General features: G+C 35.1%; 20 protein-coding genes. 10 read left to right on the forward strand and 10 right to left on the reverse strand.

Annotated features, from left to right (window positions below; translation table 11 throughout):
* The first annotated feature begins 177 nt into the window (after window positions 1-177).
* Window positions 178-1,743: a protein adenylyltransferase SelO gene (locus ACSVH9_RS08670; RefSeq protein ID WP_438063381.1), complete on the forward strand. Its 1,566-nt coding sequence runs from the start codon at window positions 178-180 to the stop codon at window positions 1,741-1,743.
* Window positions 1,744-1,788: 45 nt separating this feature from the next.
* Here the strand turns inward: ACSVH9_RS08670 and ACSVH9_RS08675 are convergent, their stop codons facing one another.
* Window positions 1,789-2,484 carry a TapB family protein gene (locus ACSVH9_RS08675; protein ID WP_438063382.1) on the reverse strand — a complete coding sequence of 232 codons (696 nt, stop codon included), beginning with the start codon at window positions 2,482-2,484 and terminating at the stop codon, window positions 1,789-1,791.
* A gap of 129 nt (window positions 2,485-2,613) precedes the next feature.
* Here ACSVH9_RS08675 and ACSVH9_RS08680 point away from each other — a divergent pair, with 129 nt between their 5' ends.
* From ACSVH9_RS08680 to ACSVH9_RS08700, 5 genes are all read left to right on the forward strand, one after another.
* Window positions 2,614-3,198 (forward strand): hypothetical protein, encoded by a 585-nt coding sequence (locus ACSVH9_RS08680; protein ID WP_438063383.1) that lies wholly within the window; start codon window positions 2,614-2,616, stop codon window positions 3,196-3,198.
* A 140-nt stretch (window positions 3,199-3,338) separates the two neighbouring features.
* Window positions 3,339-3,899, forward strand: a complete 561-nt coding sequence (locus ACSVH9_RS08685; protein WP_438063384.1) for an L-threonylcarbamoyladenylate synthase — start codon at window positions 3,339-3,341, stop codon at window positions 3,897-3,899.
* Between the two features lie 35 nt (window positions 3,900-3,934).
* Window positions 3,935-4,318 carry a GxxExxY protein gene (locus ACSVH9_RS08690; protein ID WP_438063385.1) on the forward strand — a complete coding sequence of 128 codons (384 nt, stop codon included), beginning with the start codon at window positions 3,935-3,937 and terminating at the stop codon, window positions 4,316-4,318.
* Window positions 4,319-4,342: 24 nt separating this feature from the next.
* Window positions 4,343-5,764, forward strand: a complete 1,422-nt coding sequence (locus ACSVH9_RS08695) for a CCA tRNA nucleotidyltransferase (protein ID WP_438063386.1) — start codon at window positions 4,343-4,345, stop codon at window positions 5,762-5,764.
* Window positions 5,765-5,829: 65 nt separating this feature from the next.
* Window positions 5,830-6,852, forward strand: a complete 1,023-nt coding sequence (locus ACSVH9_RS08700) for a COX15/CtaA family protein (protein ID WP_438063387.1) — start codon at window positions 5,830-5,832, stop codon at window positions 6,850-6,852.
* A gap of 14 nt (window positions 6,853-6,866) precedes the next feature.
* Here ACSVH9_RS08700 and ACSVH9_RS08705 read toward each other — a convergent pair whose 3' ends face one another.
* Window positions 6,867-7,337 (reverse strand): hypothetical protein, encoded by a 471-nt coding sequence (locus tag ACSVH9_RS08705; RefSeq protein WP_438063388.1) that lies wholly within the window; start codon window positions 7,335-7,337, stop codon window positions 6,867-6,869.
* 162 nt (window positions 7,338-7,499) lie between these two features.
* Here ACSVH9_RS08705 and ACSVH9_RS08710 point away from each other — a divergent pair, with 162 nt between their 5' ends.
* Complete coding sequence (locus ACSVH9_RS08710; RefSeq protein WP_438063389.1) at window positions 7,500-8,273, forward strand: CDP-alcohol phosphatidyltransferase family protein; 774 nt, start codon at window positions 7,500-7,502, stop codon at window positions 8,271-8,273.
* Between the two features lie 94 nt (window positions 8,274-8,367).
* Here the strand turns inward: ACSVH9_RS08710 and ACSVH9_RS08715 are convergent, their stop codons facing one another.
* The 8 genes from ACSVH9_RS08715 to ACSVH9_RS08750 all read right to left on the reverse strand — a co-directional run bounded on the left by ACSVH9_RS08715 (window position 8,368) and on the right by ACSVH9_RS08750 (window position 15,437).
* On the reverse strand, window positions 8,368-9,135 hold the full coding sequence (locus ACSVH9_RS08715; RefSeq protein ID WP_438063390.1) for a LytR/AlgR family response regulator transcription factor: 768 nt from the start codon (window positions 9,133-9,135) through the stop codon (window positions 8,368-8,370).
* Window positions 9,136-9,263: 128 nt separating this feature from the next.
* Window positions 9,264-9,614 carry a 2TM domain-containing protein gene (locus ACSVH9_RS08720; RefSeq protein ID WP_438063391.1) on the reverse strand — a complete coding sequence of 117 codons (351 nt, stop codon included), beginning with the start codon at window positions 9,612-9,614 and terminating at the stop codon, window positions 9,264-9,266.
* A gap of 18 nt (window positions 9,615-9,632) precedes the next feature.
* Window positions 9,633-9,938: a 2TM domain-containing protein gene (locus ACSVH9_RS08725; RefSeq protein ID WP_024981118.1), complete on the reverse strand. Its 306-nt coding sequence runs from the start codon at window positions 9,936-9,938 to the stop codon at window positions 9,633-9,635.
* A gap of 2 nt (window positions 9,939-9,940) precedes the next feature.
* Window positions 9,941-10,267 carry a 2TM domain-containing protein gene (locus ACSVH9_RS08730; protein WP_139363452.1) on the reverse strand — a complete coding sequence of 109 codons (327 nt, stop codon included), beginning with the start codon at window positions 10,265-10,267 and terminating at the stop codon, window positions 9,941-9,943.
* A 2-nt stretch (window positions 10,268-10,269) separates the two neighbouring features.
* Window positions 10,270-11,625 carry a histidine kinase gene (locus tag ACSVH9_RS08735; RefSeq protein ID WP_438063392.1) on the reverse strand — a complete coding sequence of 452 codons (1,356 nt, stop codon included), beginning with the start codon at window positions 11,623-11,625 and terminating at the stop codon, window positions 10,270-10,272.
* 67 nt (window positions 11,626-11,692) lie between these two features.
* Window positions 11,693-12,316 carry a hypothetical protein gene (locus tag ACSVH9_RS08740; protein ID WP_298295306.1) on the reverse strand — a complete coding sequence of 208 codons (624 nt, stop codon included), beginning with the start codon at window positions 12,314-12,316 and terminating at the stop codon, window positions 11,693-11,695.
* Window positions 12,317-12,452: 136 nt separating this feature from the next.
* The gene (locus ACSVH9_RS08745; protein WP_024981122.1) at window positions 12,453-12,857 is read right to left on the reverse strand and encodes a DUF2141 domain-containing protein; all 405 of its coding nucleotides are present in this window, start codon (window positions 12,855-12,857) and stop codon (window positions 12,453-12,455) included.
* Between the two features lie 453 nt (window positions 12,858-13,310).
* Window positions 13,311-15,437 carry a TonB-dependent receptor gene (locus ACSVH9_RS08750; protein ID WP_438063495.1) on the reverse strand — a complete coding sequence of 709 codons (2,127 nt, stop codon included), beginning with the start codon at window positions 15,435-15,437 and terminating at the stop codon, window positions 13,311-13,313.
* Window positions 15,438-15,834: 397 nt separating this feature from the next.
* On the opposite strand from ACSVH9_RS08750, the gene ACSVH9_RS08755 reads away from it, so the two are divergent.
* From ACSVH9_RS08755 to ACSVH9_RS08765, 3 genes are all read left to right on the forward strand, one after another.
* A complete protein-coding gene (locus tag ACSVH9_RS08755; protein WP_438063393.1) occupies window positions 15,835-16,224 on the forward strand; it encodes a hypothetical protein in 390 nt (129 codons plus the stop codon).
* Between the two features lie 152 nt (window positions 16,225-16,376).
* On the forward strand, window positions 16,377-18,866 hold the full coding sequence (locus ACSVH9_RS08760) for a YbcC family protein (RefSeq protein WP_438063394.1): 2,490 nt from the start codon (window positions 16,377-16,379) through the stop codon (window positions 18,864-18,866).
* Between the two features lie 8 nt (window positions 18,867-18,874).
* Window positions 18,875-20,743, forward strand: coding sequence for a proton-conducting transporter transmembrane domain-containing protein (locus tag ACSVH9_RS08765; RefSeq protein ID WP_438063395.1), 1,869 nt, complete (start codon window positions 18,875-18,877; stop codon window positions 20,741-20,743).
* Window positions 20,744-20,771 lie beyond the last annotated feature (28 nt).

The following is a 20,771-nucleotide window of genomic DNA, read 5'->3' on the forward strand; positions in this document are numbered from 1 at the left end:
AAAACAAAACTACAACTATATAATAATGAATAAAATACAAAGAACATAATGATTACAATCGTTAATAAAAATCAAAAAACAAAAGAGATTATAGTAGATTGATTTAATTTTACTAGCTAATTCAGTATTTCAAAATCGTATCCAATTTAGAGAAATACTATTATTGCATTCAAAAATATGGTCTTAAAACTCAACAACCTATTTACCAAAGAATTACCTGCCGACACTGACACCAACAATGTTCCTAGACAGGTGTACAATGCTTGCTTTTCGTATGTATCACCAAAAATCCCTTCAAATCCATCGATAATTCACGTTGTGCATCAAATGGCTGAAGAAATAGGTTTGAATAAAAATGATATTGAAGATGAGGATTTTGTAGCTTTTTTTTCAGGAGCAAAAATTTACCCAAACACCCAACCGTTTGCCTTATGCTATGCAGGTCATCAATTTGGGAATTGGGCAGGTCAATTAGGCGATGGAAGAGCCATAAATTTAATGGAAGTGTCGCATCTTGAAAAAAACTTTACCTTACAATTAAAAGGTGCTGGTCCAACCCCCTATTCTAGAACAGCAGACGGATTAGCAGTTTTACGCTCCTCCATTCGGGAATACTTATGCGCAGAAGCTATGCATCATCTTGGAGTACCTACCACCCGATCACTTTCATTGGTTTTAACTGGAGACGAAGTGCTTAGAGACATTATGTACAATGGGAACCCCGCTTATGAAAAAGGAGCCATCGTATGCCGAGTTGCTCCTAGTTTTATTCGCTTTGGAAATTTTGAAATTTTCGCTGCTAGACAAGATCATACGAATCTTAAACTATTGGCTGATTTTACCATACAGCATTACTTCCCATCGATAAAAGTAACAGGAAAAGAAAAATACATCCAATTTTTTGAAGCGGTTTCTAAAAGCACATTGGAGATGATTCTTCACTGGCAAAGAGTGGGTTTTGTTCACGGAGTTATGAATACAGATAATATGTCAATTCACGGCATTACCATTGACTATGGTCCTTATGGATGGCTGGAAGACTATAATCCCACTTGGACACCTAACACCACTGACAATCAACACAAAAGATATCGTTTTGAAAATCAACCCCAAATTGGTTTATGGAATTTGTATCAATTGGCCAATGCCTTATATCCTTTAATTGAAGAAACTCAACCGCTGGAAGCTATTTTGGATGCTTACACCAAAGCGTATGATTTAAAATACCTCCAAATGATGCAATCAAAATTGGGATTGCAAATAAACGATAAAGAAGATCGCGACTTAATTCAAGAACTTATTGACGTACTTCAAGCCATAGAAACAGATATGACTATTTTCTTTAGAAACTTGAGTTTAGTACTTAAAAATGATACTCCAGAAACTGCTTTAACAAAAATTGAATTTGCCTTTTATAATGCTAATGATTGTAATGAAAGCATAACTCTAAAATGGCAGAATTGGTTCACTAAATATAGCAACAGACTTCAACTAGAAACATTCTCTGATGCAGAAAGAAGTTCCGCTATGAATCAAGTTAACCCAAAATATGTCCTTCGCAATTATATGGCGCAATTGTCTATTGATGCCGCTGAAAAAGAAGACTATTCTATACTAAAAGAATTGTTTGAACTTTTACAAAAACCTTACGAAGAACAACCCGAATATGAAAAGTGGTACGCCAAACGACCCGATTGGGCAAGAGTAAAGATCGGTTGCTCTATGCTTAGTTGCAGTTCATAAAAAAAGGAAGCATTACGGCTTCCTTTTTCATTTAAAAATCATTTTTTACTTTGAGAAAGAGGTCAACAACTCCGTTTTCTCAATCTTGCCATTCTTAGCATAGGTTTCTTGCTTAACCATACCCACTCCTTTAGCAACCCATTGCTTAGTAGTACCTTTTTTGGCAAAAAGCAATTTAGTATCTGTTGTGGCCGTAATAACCATACAATCAAAAGTACCTGCAGGAACGGTTATTTTCTCTTGCCCAACTACCTTTCTATCCAAGGTTTTAAAATACATATTCATATTCATTGCTGAGGATTTTACAGCAATATCAATTTCACTATCTGGTAATGTCTGACCCACACTTAAATCTAGCGGTGACTCAACATCTTTACCAGAAACATCTACTGTAATGTTGGGATCTTTCATATTAGATTTTAATTGATTGCTTACAATCTTTTTCTGATCCATAATAGCTACTTTACCATCACAAGTGATATCGTACTCGGTGTTCAAAGTCTCCTTTCCTTTGGAATTGGTGACAAGATGAATGACAACTTTGCCTGATGAAGCATCTTTTACCAAAAAACTAGAAACCGCCTCTACCTGATTTTTTTTATCATAGGCAGTAATTTCATATTTAGCTCCTTTGTGAGCAACAAAATATCCGTCGCACGGTTTTTGGCCATATACCAAAGTTGTTGAGTATACTAAAACCAATACTAAAAACCCAAATTGGTGTAATGCTTTTCGTTTCATATTGTTTCTTTTTAAGTTGATACATAGACAAATATAATTTATTTTTGAAAGAAAAAAAAGGTAAAAAAAATAGAATTATTTATTTTGAATATCTTAACTTTGAGTGATAACTTTAAAAACTAAATTTTTATGAAAACGATTAAACTAAATTTTTTATCATTGCTTCTAATGTTTTTTATTGGAATAACAGGGTTTGCCCAAAACTTACAAGACTTAGTTGGTGATAAAGCAGCTGGCGCATTTAACGAATTAAGAGATAGAGGTTATACCTATATAAATGGAAGTAAATCTGGAGATAGTGCTTATCAAAACTGGTACAACAGAAATCAAAACAAATGTGTAACTGTAAAAGTTAATGATGGAAGAATAGACTCTATTGTAAAATCCACTTTGGAAGATTGTGGTAAAGGCAAATACAGCAACAACTACAACAGTAACAGATACAACAATGATGATGACGACAACTATAACAACAATAGATACAACAATAACAAAAGTTATAACCGAAATTTTAAATATAATTATTTAAGTGGTCAAAGAGCTACCTATGCATATAGTGAATTAAGAAAAAATGGTTTTGATGAACAGAAAACACACGAGCAAGGAGGTAACACTTACAAAGTTTGGTTCAACAATGATACTGATCAATGTTTAAAAACTACCAGTAGAGATGAAAAAATATCCTCAATAGTAGTTTCTACACATTGCAAATAATTTAAAAAAAGTAAAGTTTTCAGCCTAAGCCCGACCTACGTCGGGCTTTTTTCTTGGTTAAACCTATTAAAATAGTGATTCATACCACAATTTAGGAATCAAATGGATAGCTTTGCAAATGAAATAAACCTAATAATCATATGAACGAAGAAATCATCAATGCTTTTGAAGTTATAAAAAACGGCGGCATCATTCTTTATCCCACGGATACGGTTTGGGGCATTGGTTGCGATGCGACGAATCCTGAAGCCGTGGCCAAAATATACCAACTCAAACAAAGAACCGAAAGCAAAAGTATGATTTGCCTTATGAATGGGGAAAAAATGATGTACAACGTATTCAAGGAGATTCCCGAAGTAGCTTGGCAAATTCTAGATTTATCCGAAAAGCCAACAACTTTAATACTAGATAACCCAAGAAATGTAGCTCCAAATCTTATTGCCGAAGACCAATCCTTAGGAATTCGATTGGTAAAAGAGCCTTTTTGCTTTAAGCTATTGGAGCGAATGAAGAAACCGCTAGTTTCTACTTCAGCTAATATTTCTGGGCAACCCACACCAAGTTCTTTCAAAGAAATTAGTCCAGAAATTATAAAAGGCGTAGACTATGTTGTAAATTTGCAGCACGAAAAAATTGCAGAAAAACCTTCTACGATTATTAAATTGACGAATGATTCTCAAGTTAAAATCATAAGAAAATAGTAGTTCACCGCAAATTCGCAAATTGTATTATTTATATGGAAGAATACATTTATAGAGAAGAAAATTATGCAATCGTAGGTATACTTTATGAAGTTCATAAAAATCTAGGAAAAGGATTTTCTGAAATTGTTTACAAAGATGCAATAGAATTTGAACTTCAACAAAACAACATTCCATATCAACGTGAAAAAGAATTTGCAGTAAACTATAAAAACACCACTTTAAAGCATAAATTTTATGCTGATTTTGTGGTTTATGACAAAATCATTCTTGAAATAAAAACAGTTGACTGTTTCAATAACAGTCATTATAACCAATGTTTAAATTATTTAAAAGTTTCCAAAAACAAATTAGCCATATTGGCTAATTTCAATTTAGTTTCTTTAGAATACAAACGCATAATAAATTCAAAAAATTAATTTGCGAATTTGCGGTAAAAAATTATGAATTATAAATCAGCACTTAAAAATACAATATTCGAAGTAATATCAAAAGCTTCCCAAGAACTAAACATAGAAAGCTATGTAATTGGTGGGTTCGTTAGGGATTTACTTTTAAAAAGAGGCACTAAAAAAGATATCGATGTGGTGGCTGTAGGCAGTGGCATCGAATTGGCGCTCAAAGTTTCAGAACTTTTACCTAAAAAACCAAAGGTACAAGTGTTCAAGACTTACGGAACTGCTATGCTCCGTTTTGAAGATACTGATATTGAATTTGTAGGTGCCAGAAAAGAATCCTACACCCACGATAGCCGCAATCCTATCGTAGAAAATGGAACCCTACAAGATGATCAAAACCGCCGTGACTTCACCATAAACGCCTTGGCTTTGTCTTTGAATCCATCTAACTTCGGAGAACTCTTAGATCCCTTTGCTGGTATTTCTGATTTAGAATCTAAAACAATAAAAACTCCGCTTGACCCAGATATCACCTTTTCAGATGACCCGCTAAGGATGTTGAGAGGCATTCGTTTTGCTACGCAATTAGGTTTTGAAATACATCCTGATTCTCTGGATTCCATTACCAAAAATGCTGAACGAATAAAAATCATTTCAGGAGAACGCATTGTAGAAGAGTTAAACAAAATTCTTCTGACTGAAAAACCTTCTTTGGGCTTTTTGTTGCTTTATAAAACAGGATTATTAGAACTGATTCTGCCTGAATTAACCGCCTTGAATCAAGTAGAAGAGATAGAAGGACACACGCACAAAAACAACTTTTATCACACACTTGAAGTAGTCGATAACATTTGCCCGAATACAGACGATGTTTGGTTGCGATGGGCTGCTTTATTGCACGATATCGGAAAAGCTCCAACGAAACGCTTCAACAAAAAACAAGGATGGACGTTTCACGGACACGAGTTTTTGGGTGGTAAAATGGTTAAGAAAATCTTCGAAAGATTGCATATGCCCTTGAACCATAAAATGAAATTTGTACAAAAAATGGTAGTGATGAGTTCGAGACCAATTGTATTGGCGCAGGACACTGTTACTGATTCAGCAGTACGTCGTTTGGTTTTTGATGCAGGAGAAGATGTAGAAAACTTAATGACGCTTTGTGAAGCCGACATCACCACTAAAAACCCAAACAAGTTCAAAAAATACCACAGTAATTTTGAAATTGTACGCAAAAAAATTGTAGAAGTTGAAGCGCGTGACCACGTCCGTAATTTCCAACCTCCAATCAGTGGCGAGGAAATAATGGCACTCTTCAACTTAAAACCGTCTAGAGAAATTGGCATCCTAAAAGAAGCCGTAAAAGAAGCTATTCTAGAAGGAGAAATACAAAATGAGTACCAAGCAGCTTATGAATTTATCTTAAAAAAAGGAGCCAAATTAGGCCTAAAGATTAACGATTGTTAGTCCTTTTTTTCTTTGATAAACCCATAAATTTGCATCTAAATAATTGATTTTTTATCACTAAAAAAATGACTAAATCTAATAAACCTGTTATCATTTGGCTGCTTTCTGGCTGCTTTCTTTTGTTTTTAATGGTTGTGGTTGGCGGAATTACCCGTTTAACTAATTCTGGACTCTCTATGACCGACTGGCATTTGATTACCGATACCTTCCCTCCTATGACAGAGGCGAAATGGAATCAAGCTTTTGAAGAATACAAAAAGTTTCCTGAGTATCAAAAAATCAACATCCACAATGATTTTACCTTATCCGATTATAAATTCATTTACTTCTGGGAATGGTTTCACCGTTTTATTGGTCGAATCATCGGGATGGTGTTTTTAATTCCTTTCTTTTATTTTTTAGCCAAAAAAAGATTAGACAAATCCACTATCAAAAAATGCATTGTTCTTTTGTGTATGGGAGGATTCCAAGGCTTTTTGGGATGGTTTATGGTAAAAAGCGGCTTAATCGACAATCCAGATGTGAGCCATTTTAGACTGGCATTACACCTTACTTTTGCTTTCATCACCTTTGCTTATACCCTTTGGGTAGCTTTAGATTTAATTTATCCTAACAAAGACAACTTTTATCCTCAGTTGAGAACTATTGCTCGATTTGCCTTTGTGTTTTTGATTATTCAAATAATCTACGGAGGTTTTGTTGCAGGACTCAACGCGGGATTAATTCACAACCATTGGCCATTAATGAGCGATGGTCAATTCATTCACGATAGTGTATTTATCGAAAAAAACAGTTTTATTCTGAACTTGATTGAAGGAAAAAGCGGCGTGCAATTCGTACATCGTACTACCGCTTATCTGGTGGTGGCTTTGATGGTTTTATTGTATTTCAAAAGCAAAAAATACTCTTTGTCAATTGCACAACAAAATGGACTCAATGCGCTTGTCATACTTGTTTTCGTGCAATTTGCACTAGGCGTTTTGACTTTGTTGTATAGCGTACCCCTTTGGTTAGGATTGGCGCACCAAATCACAGCTTTCTTTTTATTGACAGCCATGACTTATACGCTACACCGTTTCACTAAATAAAAAAAAGAGATGGCTTAATACACCATCTCTTCTCTTTCAAAAGTAGGTAAAACGATGTGATTTATGTTTTGCTCCATCCATTGGCTCTCTAACAAATATGCCCAAGCATTCATATATTTTACCGTATCTGACATCACATTTCTATTGAAAGAAGTCACACCAGCTTTGGCTAAAATCTCAGGATTGGACAAGTTTTCGAGTTGTCTCAAGTCAGAAGCTGTAAATCCAAACTCAATCATTCTGCCAATGATTAAATCCATAGGATAACCACTCGTTGGGCAATAATCTATAACTTGTTCCGACCAATCACCGCGTTTTTGCAAGGCAAATTGTTGAATTTCAGCTCTGGTAAACGAAGTTATATTTTGTGCCAAATGCCCACAATTACAACTTCCCATATGCCCCCATTCATAACGACCGCTACTTGCAATTTGTTTCGCTGTTTCTCTAAGGGCTTGAATTACTTTTAAATTTGGTGCCGCCATAATACAATAAATTTGGTTTTTAATACCATAAAAGTACTAAAACTCGAAACGCGCTTTTTTTACTTTAACACAAAGTAAACTATTGTTTAGGCTACTATTCCGCTTAAATAGAGCTACTTTTGCGCTTCGACTATATTGTCCTTCCCTTTTTATTCACTATTAATGTCTAAACTTGCTGCACAAAATAAGTTCTTCGACCTCTCCGATTATGGTCGCCCATTTGGTAAATTCCTTGCACAACAATTAAAAGAAACCCGATTCACAGCTATTCACGTAACCCTACTTTTTGGCCTTTCTGGGTTGATTGCCATTTTTTGCATACTCACCAATCATTACTTTTTGGCTGCCTTTTTCATTGTTTTAAAATCAGGAATTGATGCTGCAGATGGTGAATTAGCCAGACTAAAAAACAAACCTTCATACGTTGGTAGATACCTCGATAGTGTCTTTGATATCGTCTTAAATTTTATGATTATTATGGCCATTTGTTGGGTTTCAAAAACGACATTTTGGTATGCGTTTGCCGCTTTTTTTGGCATCCAATTACAAGGAACTCTTTACAATTATTACTACGTAATTCTGAGACATAAATCGGTTGGAGGAGACAGCACTAGTAAAATTTTTGAATACAAAACGCCCAAAGCTTTACCTGGAGAAACACAAAAATCGGTGACTCTTTTGTTCCGAATTTATACAATCGTTTATGGCCTTTTTGACAAAATAATTCACGCTCTAGATAAAGAAGCTTACAAAGTAAAAACGTTTCCAAATTGGTTTATGAGCTTGTTATCTATTTATGGTTTAGGGTTTCAATTGCTAATTATTGCTGTGATGTTACCACTGCATCTTATCGAATACATAGCGCCGTTTTTTATCGCCTACACACTGATGATTTTTATTCTTATAGCTATCAGAAAACGGTTTATTAGCGAATAAAAGCCTCATAGATAAATCTTATACCAAGAACTTAAATAACTAATAACCAGTATTTTTAACTGTTTTTATCTAAACTAAAAAATCAATTCAATTCTTAACCAATCCAATTTTTGAAATCGGCTACTTTTTCTCGGCTTACTATCACCTCTTCTGCTTTATAAGTAGGCAAAATAATTTTCAAACGGGAGTTGCTGTACACCACAATCTCTTTTATAGCTTTTAGTGGAATAATAAATTTTCGGCTGATTCTGTAAAAAGCAGCAGGGTCTAATTCTTGCTCCAAAACCTCTAAAGTGGTCTCCAAAAGATAATCTCTGTTATCGAAAGTGTGCAAATAAGTGCCTTTATTTTCGCTGTAAAAACATTCAATTTCATCCACTGAAATCACTTTCAAATGTTGCCCAATTTTCAGCGTAAATCGCTTTTTGTAATTTTTCTCAAATGGGTTGGTCAGCATCTTTTTGATAGCTTCAAAATCTAACGCAAGCGAAGGATTTTCAGGTGCCTTTTCTGGCATGCGAGATTTGTATTTATTCACAGCAATTTCCAAGTCATCTTCATCGATGGGTTTGAGTAAATAATCAATACTGTTGAGCTTAAAAGCACGCAAAGCATATTCGTCATAAGCGGTGGTAAAAATGATAGCACTCTTAATTTCGACTGCTTCAAAAATGGCAAAAGACAAGCCATCGGATAATTGAATGTCCAAAAAAATAAGGTCAGGATGGGGATGGTTCGAAAACCATTCGATAGCCTCTTCTACCGAGTGTAAAAGAACCGTAACATTTATTTGTAGTTTTTCGAGTTTACGTTGCAACAAACGCGCTGCTGGTTTTTCGTCTTCGATGATTATAGTAGTCATTATTTGAGGTTAGAGGTTAGAGGTTAGAAATTAGAGGTTAGAAATTAGAGGTTAGAAATTAGAAGGCAGAAGTTAGAAGGCAGAAAACTGAGAACTCAGAACTGAAAACTCAGAACCGAAAACAAAAATCACTTCCACTGTTGTTGTTTTTCATCTTCTTCCTTTAAAAATTCCTCCATTTTTCTTTTCTCCCAATCTTTGCCTAAAAACAAATCTTTCCCAAAAACAGAAGCTCCATGTGCTACCAATCCAATGCCCCAAAAGAAAGCAGTATTGAGTGTTTGCCAACTCCAAAAATTGCTATCTAATGAATCCAAATGCCTTGCTCTCATAGCGATTAATCCGATATTGACTAAAACATAGACTAGTAGATGCACATAAAATCCTTTTATTTTTTGCACTCTTTTAAATGCGATATCGTAACGCTCTTCTTGTGTTCTGTCTAAAATTGAATCGTATTGGTTTTGCTTATTTTCCATGATGTTTTTTATTTTAATTTATTTCCAATCGTTTCTGGATTGTTTTTCTTTTTCCATAAACTCTTTGATTTTTTGCTCTTCCCATTCTTTGCCGAAAAAAGGCATCCAATTGAACACTTTCATCGCGTGAAAGAACACGCCTACACCCCAACCTAATAACGGCCAAAAAAACCATAAATATCCTGGCGAGGTCAACAAATTAATTACTGCTAAAAATATATTCACTACAATGTAAGAGGTCAAATTTCCGTAAAATCCTTTTAAATCCTCTACTCTTTTCTTGGCTTGATAATATCTGTCTTCTTCTTGAAAATTCGTTTCCATAATTATTTCCAGATTTGTTTTTCGTTGTTCTTTTCTATCATTTTTTTAATTTGCTTTTCTTCCCAAGATTTACCCAAAATTACTTCGGTAAAAAACAATTGAACCGCTTGAATAGCAAAAAAAGTAGTCCAAATCGCCATCACAAAACCGTTGATGTAACGAATGGGAAAAAAGTTCAAAGGTGCACCATAATACGTTTTCAAAACATAAATTACTACGCCTAGCATAAAAAATATCATGTGAAAATAAAAATCTTTCAGTTTTTTCACTCTCTCTTTGGCCATTTGAACCAAAGCTTCTTGTTCTTGATTGGTATCTATTCTTTCCATCTTTATTTCCATTTTTGTTGTTCGTCTTCTTTTCTTAAAATCTCTTGAATTTTTCGTTCTTCCCAGCTAGAGCTGTAACCAAAAACTTTGAAACCGTGCATAATCAAACCGAATCCCCAGCCTCCAGCGGAGAACCAAAACCAATGAAATTGTGGGACAAAAGTAAGATTCACATAAATTAAAATTGGAATCACTACACAATATGAAATCAGGTTGCCATAAAATCCCTTTAATTCCTCTACTCTCTTTTTTGCGCGGTAGTACGCATTGTTTTCTCTGTAATTTAATGTCGTTTCCATAACAGTTATTTGTTGGGTTAAAATGGGTATTTTAACGGTAAAAGTTTGTTCGTTTTGTTCAATCAGTACTTTTCGTTTGGTAATGATGGCGTATCGATTGATGATGTTTTGTAATCCAACGCCTTGTCGGTCTTGTAATACTTCTTTCTTTTGAAAATCATTCTGAATCACCAAATAATCATTTTCAATATAAATTCGGATGTGTAGAGGTCTTTGTTCGCTTACCACATTGTGTTTTACGGTGTTTTCTAATAACAATTGCAGTGAAAGAGGCACTACTTTGGCATCTGGATTTTGAACTTCGGCAGTCACCTCATAAAACAAACTGTTCTCAAAGCGCATCTTTAGCAATTTCATATACGTAGTTGCAAAACTCAATTCCTCGGCTACCGATACCAATTCTTTATCTTTTTGTTCCAACACATAGCGGTAAATTTTAGACAAAGAAGTAGTGAAACGTTGGGCATTATCTGGATTTTCCTCAATCAGCGAACTCAACACATTCAAACTATTGAAAAGAAAATGTGGGTCGATTTGATTTTTTAAGGTTTCAAATTTAGCCGAAGCTGTTCCTGCAATAATCTTTTGTTCGAATACTTCTTTTTTAGAAGCTTGTTTCCAGTTGAGCATAAAACTACGTGCGTGCATAAAGGTCGAAACTCCCAAAGAAAGAATGATATAAAACATATGCACCCAAACCATTCTGTTGTTGAAAAACTCAGAAACTTCTAGTTTTTGAAACACTACGAAAGTCAAATAGTCAATCCCTAAAACTACAGGAACGGTGTACAAAATGGTACAAAAAATCCCAAAATACACTCTCAAATTGGTTTGCTCTAACCAATTCCATCGGCGGTCCAAAATATCATTGATGAGTCCGTTTCCAAAACCAATTCCGTAAGAATATAGAGCACTAACTAAAAAAGTGGTGAGTAGACTCTGAGGACTGAAATCCCCTTGCAACAACGAAAAAACAAGCGTAAATACCAGTGTAATCTTCAAACAATCTATAAAGCCTTTTTTGATTCTGTCTAGTATACTGTTCTTCTGTTTTTCCATTTTTTTTGGGTTTTGGGTTTTGGGTTTTTCAACCCTTTAAGAGTTTTGAACTCTGAAAGGGTTAATGCTATTTTTTACAATTCTTTTGAGCTTCTTGAGCACGGTCTAACCCCCATTTTGGTGAGAAAGCTGTTTCTGGTTTAAAAGTAGCAAAAAGTCCGATAGCTTTATCAATTTGTGCACACATAGGCGTAGTATCTGTTCCCCAGAACTTGGCTCCACCAATTTCGAACTCGGCTTTACAAAATACCACTCTTGGATTTTCTGGAGCAATGGCCTGTGCTTTACCGTAGAGTTCCATTACTTTTCCAGACAACTTTTGTCCGTTGGTCATTGGGTCATAAGCAATCCAAGCGGTGTGAATCATAGCTTGCATTACTAATAACTCAGGATTGTTTTCGTTTTTGATTAATTCTACATCCAAAGCGTTTTGTGCTTTAGTCAACAAAGCGGTTACTTCGTCTTTGCCTTTAGTTCTAAAAGCGGTTGTGGTGTTTACTAAAGCCACATAATAGTTAGGCAACCAGTTGTTTTTTTCGACTGCTGCAATTCTTTCGAATAAAGCGGCAGCTTCGGTGTTTTTGCCTTCTCCCCACAATTGGAACGCTTTTCCCATTCCTTGTTCGTATTGTCCTTGGGCAGCTAATAAACTGCAAATAAATAAAGCGGTGGCGGTTAAAACTTTAATCATAATTTCTATTTTTTTAGTTGTTAATTTCTTTTAAATGGTTGTTGTTATTTTGATGATGTAAAAGTATTGCTGATGTGCTACTTTTGAAATTGATTCTGACTGAACTGTCGTTTTTTGAGGATGAATTGTAAACTGATTATACTTTCAATACGATGTGCTTGTTTTGGGTGGCTTGGAACTTAGCGTCTTTGTATTTTGGAGGCCCCATAAACCCTTTGGCATCGTTTGAAGCGGCATAAGCTTCTTTTGGAATTCCCATAAAGTTGGTGTCTAATTTTCCGTTGCTGTTTTCATCGTGAAAAACACTAATAGCATACTCGCCAGCAGGAAGGTTTTCAAAAGTGACCGTTGCTTTTGCGTTTTTGATTAAAGCGACATTGCCTTTGTAGACTTTTTTTAGAAAATGATTTTCGGAATTGTACAATCCGATTAGGACTTGCCCTTTGTTGTTTTTTAGACCAACGATGTCAACTTTGATAGCGACTTGAGCGGTTGCCATTGCACTTATGGCTAAGAACAGGATAAGAACTGATGTTTTCATAGCTTATTTTTTTAAAGGTTGTGTATTTTATTATGCTGATGTAAAAATAGTTTGGACCAATCGAAACTAAAATTGATTGTAACTGAACTGTTGTTTTTGGAGGATGAATTGTAGGTATTCGCTTTTAAAAAAAGTTAGCCACTAATTACACGACTTGTCACTAATTGTCATCGAAATTGAAATTAAATGTCACGAATTCCATCAATAGTAATAATTCGTGTCATTAAAACACATTTTTATTCGTGATTCATTAGTGAATTTGTGGTGGGTATTTTTAAAAGCAAATGCCTTGGATGAATTGTAAAACACTTTTCTTTCCAAAAACACCCTATCTTGCCTCTTAGCCCCGGGAGGAGCGGCATCCTTTGCTGACGGGGTTCGGCAGCAAAGATATAGTGTATCACGGGACGATGCCTGCTGAAAAAACCTTATGCTTACTGCTCCTAATTAGACTTATAAATTGTTCAATTGATTGTCTTTTTTGTTGTCACTGATGGTCCAAAAGAAACCTACGAAAAAGAAACTATCGGCCGTTGGTGTGATAGCTCTGCGGTTGTACACGCCCGCTGCATCTGGAGTATTGGCGTACTCGTAACCAAAGACATTTTGAGTCTGTAAAATATTGGATACAGAGAAATACAGGATTTTTTGTTGTGACACCAAATACGCCCAATTGAAACTCAAATTATTGAAAGCTTTGGTTTTTCCGTTCATAAATTGGGTCTCGTTAGGATTGTTGTACGGACGACCTGTGGCAAACGAATGGGTGAAACCGATTTGTGATTTCCAGTCGGTGATGAAATATTTGGTCACCAAAGACGCTGTATGGTCTGCCACAAAACTTGGCGTAACTTGTTTAGGGAAATTGCGATAATCACGCTCCGTATCGATGTAAGAATAGGAAATCCAATATTCTAAATTCTTAATCGAGCTGCCATCTCTCCAGAACAAATCGAGTCCTTTGGCGTAGCCAGAACCGTTGTTGTTGTACACTGAATTAAACATTGGCGTTGTTGTATTGAATTTTACCAAATTGCTGTAATCTTTGTAATAAGCCTCGGCTCTAAACGTTTGACGGTCGTTGTTGTATTGAAAGTTTAAGATGTAATGCGATGCTTTTTCGCTTTCGAATTGGTGCATTTTGGAATACTTGATAAAATCGACACTTGGCGCCTGAGTGAAATCGCCATAAGCGAAAGAAAACTGACTTGTTTTATTCAATTTGTAAGCCAAGGAAACACGAGGAGCAACGGCAGTTTCGTTCAACAAATCGTTGTATGAGGCACGTACCCCCACTTTGGCAGCAAAGTTTTTGGTGAATAAAATATCGCCTTCGGCAAAAGCTGCTGCTATTGAAGAGTTGTATCCGCTAGTACCTCCTATGCCAGAATTTGGCGTGAAATCTTCGTTGAAACGAGTAATAAAATAATCCGTTCCGAAAGACAATTTAACGTGTTGCGAAATGCTTTTACGGAGTTTGAATTTAAGATGTGAGGCGTTTTCGTCGTTGTTTAGTTTATCCAAATCCAATCCCAATTTGTTCTTAGAATAGCCATAACTCAATCCTGTTGTTACTTGCCAATTGTTTCCAAAACCACCTTTGTAGGAAGTATTTAAATAAAAGTTGTTATTGTTCAAATCGACTCTGACCTTGTTAGGCGAATTAACGCTTTCTTGATTCAAATCGAATTTTGAGGAATCGAAAGCTGCGTATAATTTTAGAATTCCGTTATTGAAGTTGTAACGATAAACGGTTTCACCAGAAAGGGATTGAAAAGGATTGTTCCATTCGATATTTTGAGGCACCACTTTTTGATACGGCGCCAAATTGATATAAGCGGCATTGACACTCAAAGAGCTTTTTTTCCATTTTTGTGTATTTCCAACGCCCAAACCTACGGTCATTAAAGCGATTTCGGTTTTGTTTTGGTCGGGTTCGTCTTGAGTATTCAATAATAACACACTTGACAAAGCCTCGCCATACTCGGCAGAATAACCTCCGGTAGAAAAAGAAATTCCGCTGAACAAAAACGGAGAAAAGCGTCCGCGAGTAGGCAAATTATTCGTGCTAGCGCCATAAGGCTGTGCCACTCGAATACCGTCGACAAAAGTTTGTGTTTCATTGGCCTCGCCCCCACGAACGAACAAACGACCGTCTTCACCCACGTTTTGAGTTCCTGGCAAAGTTTGTAGCGCTGCAATTATATTTCCAGCAGAACCCGCTGTGGTTACAATATCTAAAGGTTTCAACACCGAAACACGAGCTTTGTCTCCCGACTCTAAAGTTCCAGCCGTAATCACCACCGCGTCTAAGGTGTTGACATTCTCTTTGAGCGTTATCGTTTTGTCTTTGTAATTGGCTACATCTATAACGAGAGTTGCCGTTTCGTGTATCAAAGAGCTTATGATTAGGGTCGCATTTCCTTTGACTGTGGTTTCGAATGAGAAAAGTCCTTTCTCATCGCTTGTGGCGCCATCATAAGTGCCTTCGATATAAATATTGGCGCTAACTACGGGCTTACCTTTTGGGTCGATAACTTTTCCTGAAATGGTGCTTTGAGCAAGAGTAACACTACTCATCAAAACCAATAGGGCTACTAAAAAGAATTTGTGTGCGATTTTTTTGATACTTGTTTTCATTATACTGTTTGTTTTTTGATGAAGCAAATATCTTTCGGGATTATCGATTCTCTAAAAAGTTATGACCGAATTGTAGAAAAACGAGGCTGAATTGTAATTCAGATAAAATAGAAAATTCTCAATAAAATTTTAATTCGGAACAAAAAAACAAATTATAATCTCTAAAAACCACAAAACAACACTAATAATTCAACAAAAAATAAATATCAAAAATAATTTTATCCCAATAAAACCTTTTAATATTAAATAAATGATAATAATGTCTAAAAGTAAAAAAGCGCTTTGGAAAATTTGTTTTAATTTATTTATGTTTGTGCCAAAATTGGAATTTATGCAAATGAGCAAAAAAAAATACACAAATGTAAATAGTAGAATTGCTCTACTATTTCTGTTTGTATTTTTTCATTTCTTACTGTATTCCGCTTTTAGTAGCCTTCCTGTTTTTTCTTTTTCAAAATTAGAAAAAGATTTTTTTGCACATACAACTGCTAAAAAAGATCATTCAAAATATTCAAAAATTCACATTCCTACCAGCGATATGGAGGAAGAATTTGAATATAGCGAAATTGAAATTGATCCTTTTTTACACTCTCCTATCCAATTATTTGATTTTATCCCTTCGAATCGGACATTCGTCACTGTTCAATCTAAATACCGCAAAAGCTATTTCTATAAAAAAAGTGGCTTGTTTCTGCTGTTTTGTAATTTAAAATATCATTCGAGTTAATAAACCTATTGAAAAACATTTTCGATCATTAGTTTATTAACCCCTAAAGTTACCCAAAAGTTAGTGAAGATTGCGTTAGTCCAAGAAAAAAGGACAACTGTACAATTATTTACAATCAATACTATTGGGCTGTTTTAGCAATATATTTTAAAATGAAATCAACTTCTATAGTTTTTGATGAACATGAAGTACTTCATAGTCTAAAGCATTATTTGCCAGCGCAAAACCCACTAAAGGATTTTGTTCATCACAATACCTTGCATGCGTTTCAAGGAAAGACTTTTTTTGAAGCACTAGAGGAATCCTCTAAAATCTTTGGCTACAAAACCTATTTACCACTAGCAAGTTTTAGAGAACGATTTGATAAAAAAGAAATCAATAATGAAGTTCTTGAGCAGGTTATACGTTCAAAAAAAGGAGAAGAAGAACTCTCTACTTGGAAACACAATCTTCTTTACAAAAACTATGACGAGTCAATATATCCTAGAATTGGAAGCCTCCGTTCTACGTGGAAAAGAGAATATGCCATCAATCTAGAAAAATCTACTTATAGCATTTTATTCAAGGTACTTTGTGGCTACTTAGATCAAGGCATTGCAATTACTACGTTTCCTGTTTTAGGAACTAGCTTTTTAGAATCTATAAAAGAACTAGATAAAAACAGTTCGATAGGTATTCTTAAAACCAAACGCGCCAAAAGTATGCTCCAAAGAGGAGCTTCTATCGAGGAGTTGCTGCATATCATTGTTGGAGATCCAAAGTATTACGAACATTATTTGTTTGATCAACAATTTGGTCATCCGGGTTGGAGCGGAATTGTCGCAACGATTGAAAGTAATCCTGCTTCATTATTAGACAAACGTTCTATTTCTTTAAAAGAATTAATTCAGTTTGAATTACTACTTGAACTAGATAGTTTGGATCAAAAATTCAATTCTATTTGGGCACCTTTGAGTTTCAAAATCAGTCAGGAACCAGCTCCTATTTTTGATACCATAAAAAAGACAGAACTTTTCGAAACCTTATCACTTTGGCAAGAGGCATTCGAGTGGACGTTTTATGATCAAGTTTTATCAGGTATCAAAACAGTTGAACTAGAAGTTGCTCCTAAACAAGCTTCATTTCAGGGATTATTCTGTATGGATGACCGTGAATGTTCATTTAGAAGACATATCGAACATTTAGACAATTCAGCAATAACCTTTGGTACTCCTGCATTTTTTAATTTTGAGTTCTTTTATCAGCCTGTAAATGGGCAGTTTTTTACCAAACTTTGCCCTGCGCCAATGCAGCCAAAATACTTGATAAAAGAAGAAAAAAGAAAGAAAAAACAAGCTAGAGATTTACACTATCATAAACATTCGCATTCCTTAGTTTTTGGCTGGATTATCAGTCAAACTCTTGGTTTTTCGGCTGCTTTAAAATTGTTTTTGAATATCTGGAAACCAACGCTAACTCCAGCAACTAGTGCTTCTTTCAAACACTTGAATAAAAAATCAAAATTAATCATTGAACATAACAGTAGTTTTGAGAATGTAGACGGTCTTCAAGTAGGCTTTACAGTTGAAGAAATGGCCAACCGTGTAGAAGGTTTATTAAAAAGTATTGGATTGGTGTCCAATTTTGCGCCAATAGTTTATATCGTAGGCCATGGAGCCACTAGCGTAAACAATACGCATTATGCCGGCTATGATTGTGGAGCTTGTTGCGGAAGACCAAGTTCTGTTAATGCAAAGGTGGCTTCTTTTGCTGCTAATCATCCTGAAGTTCGTGAAATCCTGAAAAAACGTGGTATCATTATTCCTGATACAACACAATTTTTACCAGCTTTACACGACACCACAAGGGATGAGATTGCTTTTTATGATGAAGAAACGCTAACCGCTAGCAATAAAGAATTACATCAACAAAACGAAATTACTTTTGCAAAAGCCTTATCTAGAAATGCAAAAGAACGTTCTCGCCGATTTGACACTATAGATTCTACACAAAGTCTAGAAAAAGTACATGAAAAAATCAAAAGACGTTCCGTTTCCCTTTTCGAACCTAGACCTGAATTAAATCACGCTACCAATGCTATGTGTATTGTAGGTCGTAGAAGTTTGTCTAAGCACTTGTTTCTAGACAGACGTTCGTTTATGAATTCTTACGACTATCAAGTGGATCCTACGGGGGATTATCTTGCTGGAATTCTTGGAGCTGTTGCCCCAGTTGGTGGAGGAATAAATCTAGAATATTACTTTTCAAAAGTAGACAACCAAAAGCTAGGTGCTGGTAGTAAACTTCCCCATAACGTTATGGGATTAATTGGCGTTGCCAATGGTATTGATGGAGATTTACGTTCGGGTTTACCAAGTCAAATGATTGAAGTACATGATCCTATTCGTTTATTAATCATTGTAGAGCATTTTCCAGAAATAGCCAAATATGCTATTGCTAAAAATCCTGCAACTTATGAATGGTTCAAAAACCAATGGGTAAAATTGATTGTGGTACATCCAGAAAATCAGGAACTATTTCACTTTACAAACGAGTCATTTGAATTGTATTCACCTTTACAGAAAGAGAACCTTAGTATTCATGACGAGTTAGAATTGGCAGAAGCTTCACAAGAAAACCTTCCAATTTATATTCTAAAATAACACTATCTATGAACGAGATACTCCAATATTTTATATTACTTCCATTTTTTGGATTTGTAATCAGCTTATTAATTCCAGAAAAAAAAGAATCCACTATTTCGTGGTTGTCTTTTGGAATTGTTTTTACACAATTAGCAGGTATTACAATTTTTACTATCGTATGGCTTTTAAATGGCAGCCAAACTTTAAATTTAGATGAGTTAACCATTGTAAAAACGGACAATTATACCTTTTTTATTGATTTTTACTTTGATAAAATTTCGGCTGTTTATTTGTTAATTGGCGCTTTATTAACGGCTATGATTTCTACCTATAGCAGGTATTATTTACACAGAGAAAAAGGATATAAGCGTTTCTTTAATACCGTGCTTTTTTTCTTTTTTGGATACAATTTAGCCATTCTCTCTGGCAATTTTGAAACGCTATTCATTGGTTGGGAAATCATTGGAATTTCTTCTTTTTTACTTATTGCCTTTTACAGAGAGCGTTATTTGCCTGTAAAAAATGCTTTCAAAGTGTATTCGCTTTATCGCATTGGGGATGTTGGATTGATTTTAGCCATGTGGGCTAGTCATCATTTATTTCATGAAAACATAACGTTTGTTGAGCTAAACAATTATGCATTAGTCAACCATCATTTAGAGAGTCATACTTTTATTGGTTTCTTTATTGCATTTTGTTTGGCCTGTGCTGCAGCGGTAAAATCGGCTCAAATCCCATTCTCAAGTTGGTTACCAAGAGCAATGGAAGGCCCAACACCATCTAGTGCCATTTTTTATGGTTCGTTATCTGTGCATTTAGGTATTTTTTTAATGCTAAGAACCTATCCTTTTTGGGAGAATCAAATCATTGTAAGAGTTGCTATCGGAATTATGGGATTGACCACTAGTGTAATCGCATCCATGATTGGTAAAGTACAATCGAATGTAAAAAGTCAAATCGCTTACAGCTCTATTTCTCAAATTGGATTGATTTTCATCGAAATTGCTTTAGGATTAGACAATCTAGCCTTACTTCATTTTACTGGAAATGCCTTATTGCGCACTTATCAATTACTAGTGTCTCCATCAGTAGTAAGTTACTTGATTCGCGACCAATTTTACAATTTTATTCCATTAGAAGAAAAGAAAAACTATTGGCTTTCTAAACGTTTTCGCAATTCATTGTACGTCCTAAGTTTAAAAGAATTCAATGTAGAAAATATTCAAAGTGCTTTTTTATGGAGACCACTGCGAGCCTTGGGAAAATCGTTAGACTTCTTAAACTTAAAAAGAGTATATCTTATCTTTTTGCCCCTATACGCTATAGGAGCTTTGATTTATGTTTTCAAAGAAAATGTCCCTACCGAAATCATTTATAGTATCCCTAATCTGTTTGCTTTTTTTGGCTTTGTGTTTGTACTAAAATCATTTTCAGAGCGTAAAACACCTTTCTTGGCTTGGACTTTAATCGTTTTGAGTCATTTTTGGATAGCAATGGCGATTCTTTTCAACGAAAAAGTGACAGCTAACGAACTGATTATGTACCTATCTGGAATAACCATTTCAGGAATAGTAGGTTACATTGCCTTATTACAACTAAAAAAATTAGAAAAACGAATATTGATTAATCATTATTTAGGTCACGCCTATGATCACCCAACATTTGCGATATTCTTTTTGATTGCTGCACTAGGAGTAACTGGATTTCCAATCACTACAACTTTTATAGGTGAGGATCTCTTGTTTAGCCATATTGAAAGCAATCAATACCTATTAGCATTTCTAATTTCTTCTTGCTTCGTTGTTTCAGGAATTGCTGGCATACGTGTATATGCCCGATTATTCTTGGGACCTCACGTAAAAACCAACCACGAATTACCGTATAAATCAGCTTAGCCTAATTTTAACCAACTTAATTATCAAA

It is taken from the genome of Flavobacterium sp. RSSB_23 (assembly GCF_051547145.1).
Lineage (GTDB): Bacteria > Bacteroidota > Bacteroidia > Flavobacteriales > Flavobacteriaceae > Flavobacterium.

Bases quoted from the DNA above. Each gene is read 5' to 3' on its own strand.
- ACSVH9_RS08720 (WP_438063391.1), bottom strand. From the start codon at position 9,614: ATGGAAAATAAGCAAAACCAATACGATTCAATTTTAGACAGAACACAA.
- ACSVH9_RS08715 (WP_438063390.1), bottom strand. From the start codon at position 9,135: ATGACTACTATAATCATCGAAGACGAAAAACCAGCAGCGCGTTTGTTG.
- ACSVH9_RS08685 (WP_438063384.1), top strand. From the start codon at position 3,339: ATGAACGAAGAAATCATCAATGCTTTTGAAGTTATAAAAAACGGCGGC.
- ACSVH9_RS08700 (WP_438063387.1), top strand. From the start codon at position 5,830: ATGACTAAATCTAATAAACCTGTTATCATTTGGCTGCTTTCTGGCTGC.
- ACSVH9_RS08750 (WP_438063495.1), bottom strand. From the start codon at position 15,437: ATGAGTAGTGTTACTCTTGCTCAAAGCACCATTTCAGGAAAAGTTATC.
- ACSVH9_RS08740 (WP_298295306.1), bottom strand. From the start codon at position 12,316: ATGATTAAAGTTTTAACCGCCACCGCTTTATTTATTTGCAGTTTATTA.
- ACSVH9_RS08735 (WP_438063392.1), bottom strand. From the start codon at position 11,625: ATGGAAAAACAGAAGAACAGTATACTAGACAGAATCAAAAAAGGCTTT.
- ACSVH9_RS08670 (WP_438063381.1), top strand. From the start codon at position 178: ATGGTCTTAAAACTCAACAACCTATTTACCAAAGAATTACCTGCCGAC.
- ACSVH9_RS08695 (WP_438063386.1), top strand. From the start codon at position 4,343: ATGAATTATAAATCAGCACTTAAAAATACAATATTCGAAGTAATATCA.
- ACSVH9_RS08765 (WP_438063395.1), top strand. From the start codon at position 18,875: ATGAACGAGATACTCCAATATTTTATATTACTTCCATTTTTTGGATTT.
- ACSVH9_RS08725 (WP_024981118.1), bottom strand. From the start codon at position 9,938: ATGGAAACGAATTTTCAAGAAGAAGACAGATATTATCAAGCCAAGAAA.
- ACSVH9_RS08745 (WP_024981122.1), bottom strand. From the start codon at position 12,857: ATGAAAACATCAGTTCTTATCCTGTTCTTAGCCATAAGTGCAATGGCA.
- ACSVH9_RS08690 (WP_438063385.1), top strand. From the start codon at position 3,935: ATGGAAGAATACATTTATAGAGAAGAAAATTATGCAATCGTAGGTATA.
- ACSVH9_RS08760 (WP_438063394.1), top strand. From the start codon at position 16,377: ATGAAATCAACTTCTATAGTTTTTGATGAACATGAAGTACTTCATAGT.
- ACSVH9_RS08680 (WP_438063383.1), top strand. From the start codon at position 2,614: ATGAAAACGATTAAACTAAATTTTTTATCATTGCTTCTAATGTTTTTT.
- ACSVH9_RS08755 (WP_438063393.1), top strand. From the start codon at position 15,835: ATGAGCAAAAAAAAATACACAAATGTAAATAGTAGAATTGCTCTACTA.
- ACSVH9_RS08710 (WP_438063389.1), top strand. From the start codon at position 7,500: ATGTCTAAACTTGCTGCACAAAATAAGTTCTTCGACCTCTCCGATTAT.
- ACSVH9_RS08705 (WP_438063388.1), bottom strand. From the start codon at position 7,337: ATGGCGGCACCAAATTTAAAAGTAATTCAAGCCCTTAGAGAAACAGCG.
- ACSVH9_RS08675 (WP_438063382.1), bottom strand. From the start codon at position 2,484: ATGAAACGAAAAGCATTACACCAATTTGGGTTTTTAGTATTGGTTTTA.
- ACSVH9_RS08730 (WP_139363452.1), bottom strand. From the start codon at position 10,267: ATGGAAAGAATAGATACCAATCAAGAACAAGAAGCTTTGGTTCAAATG.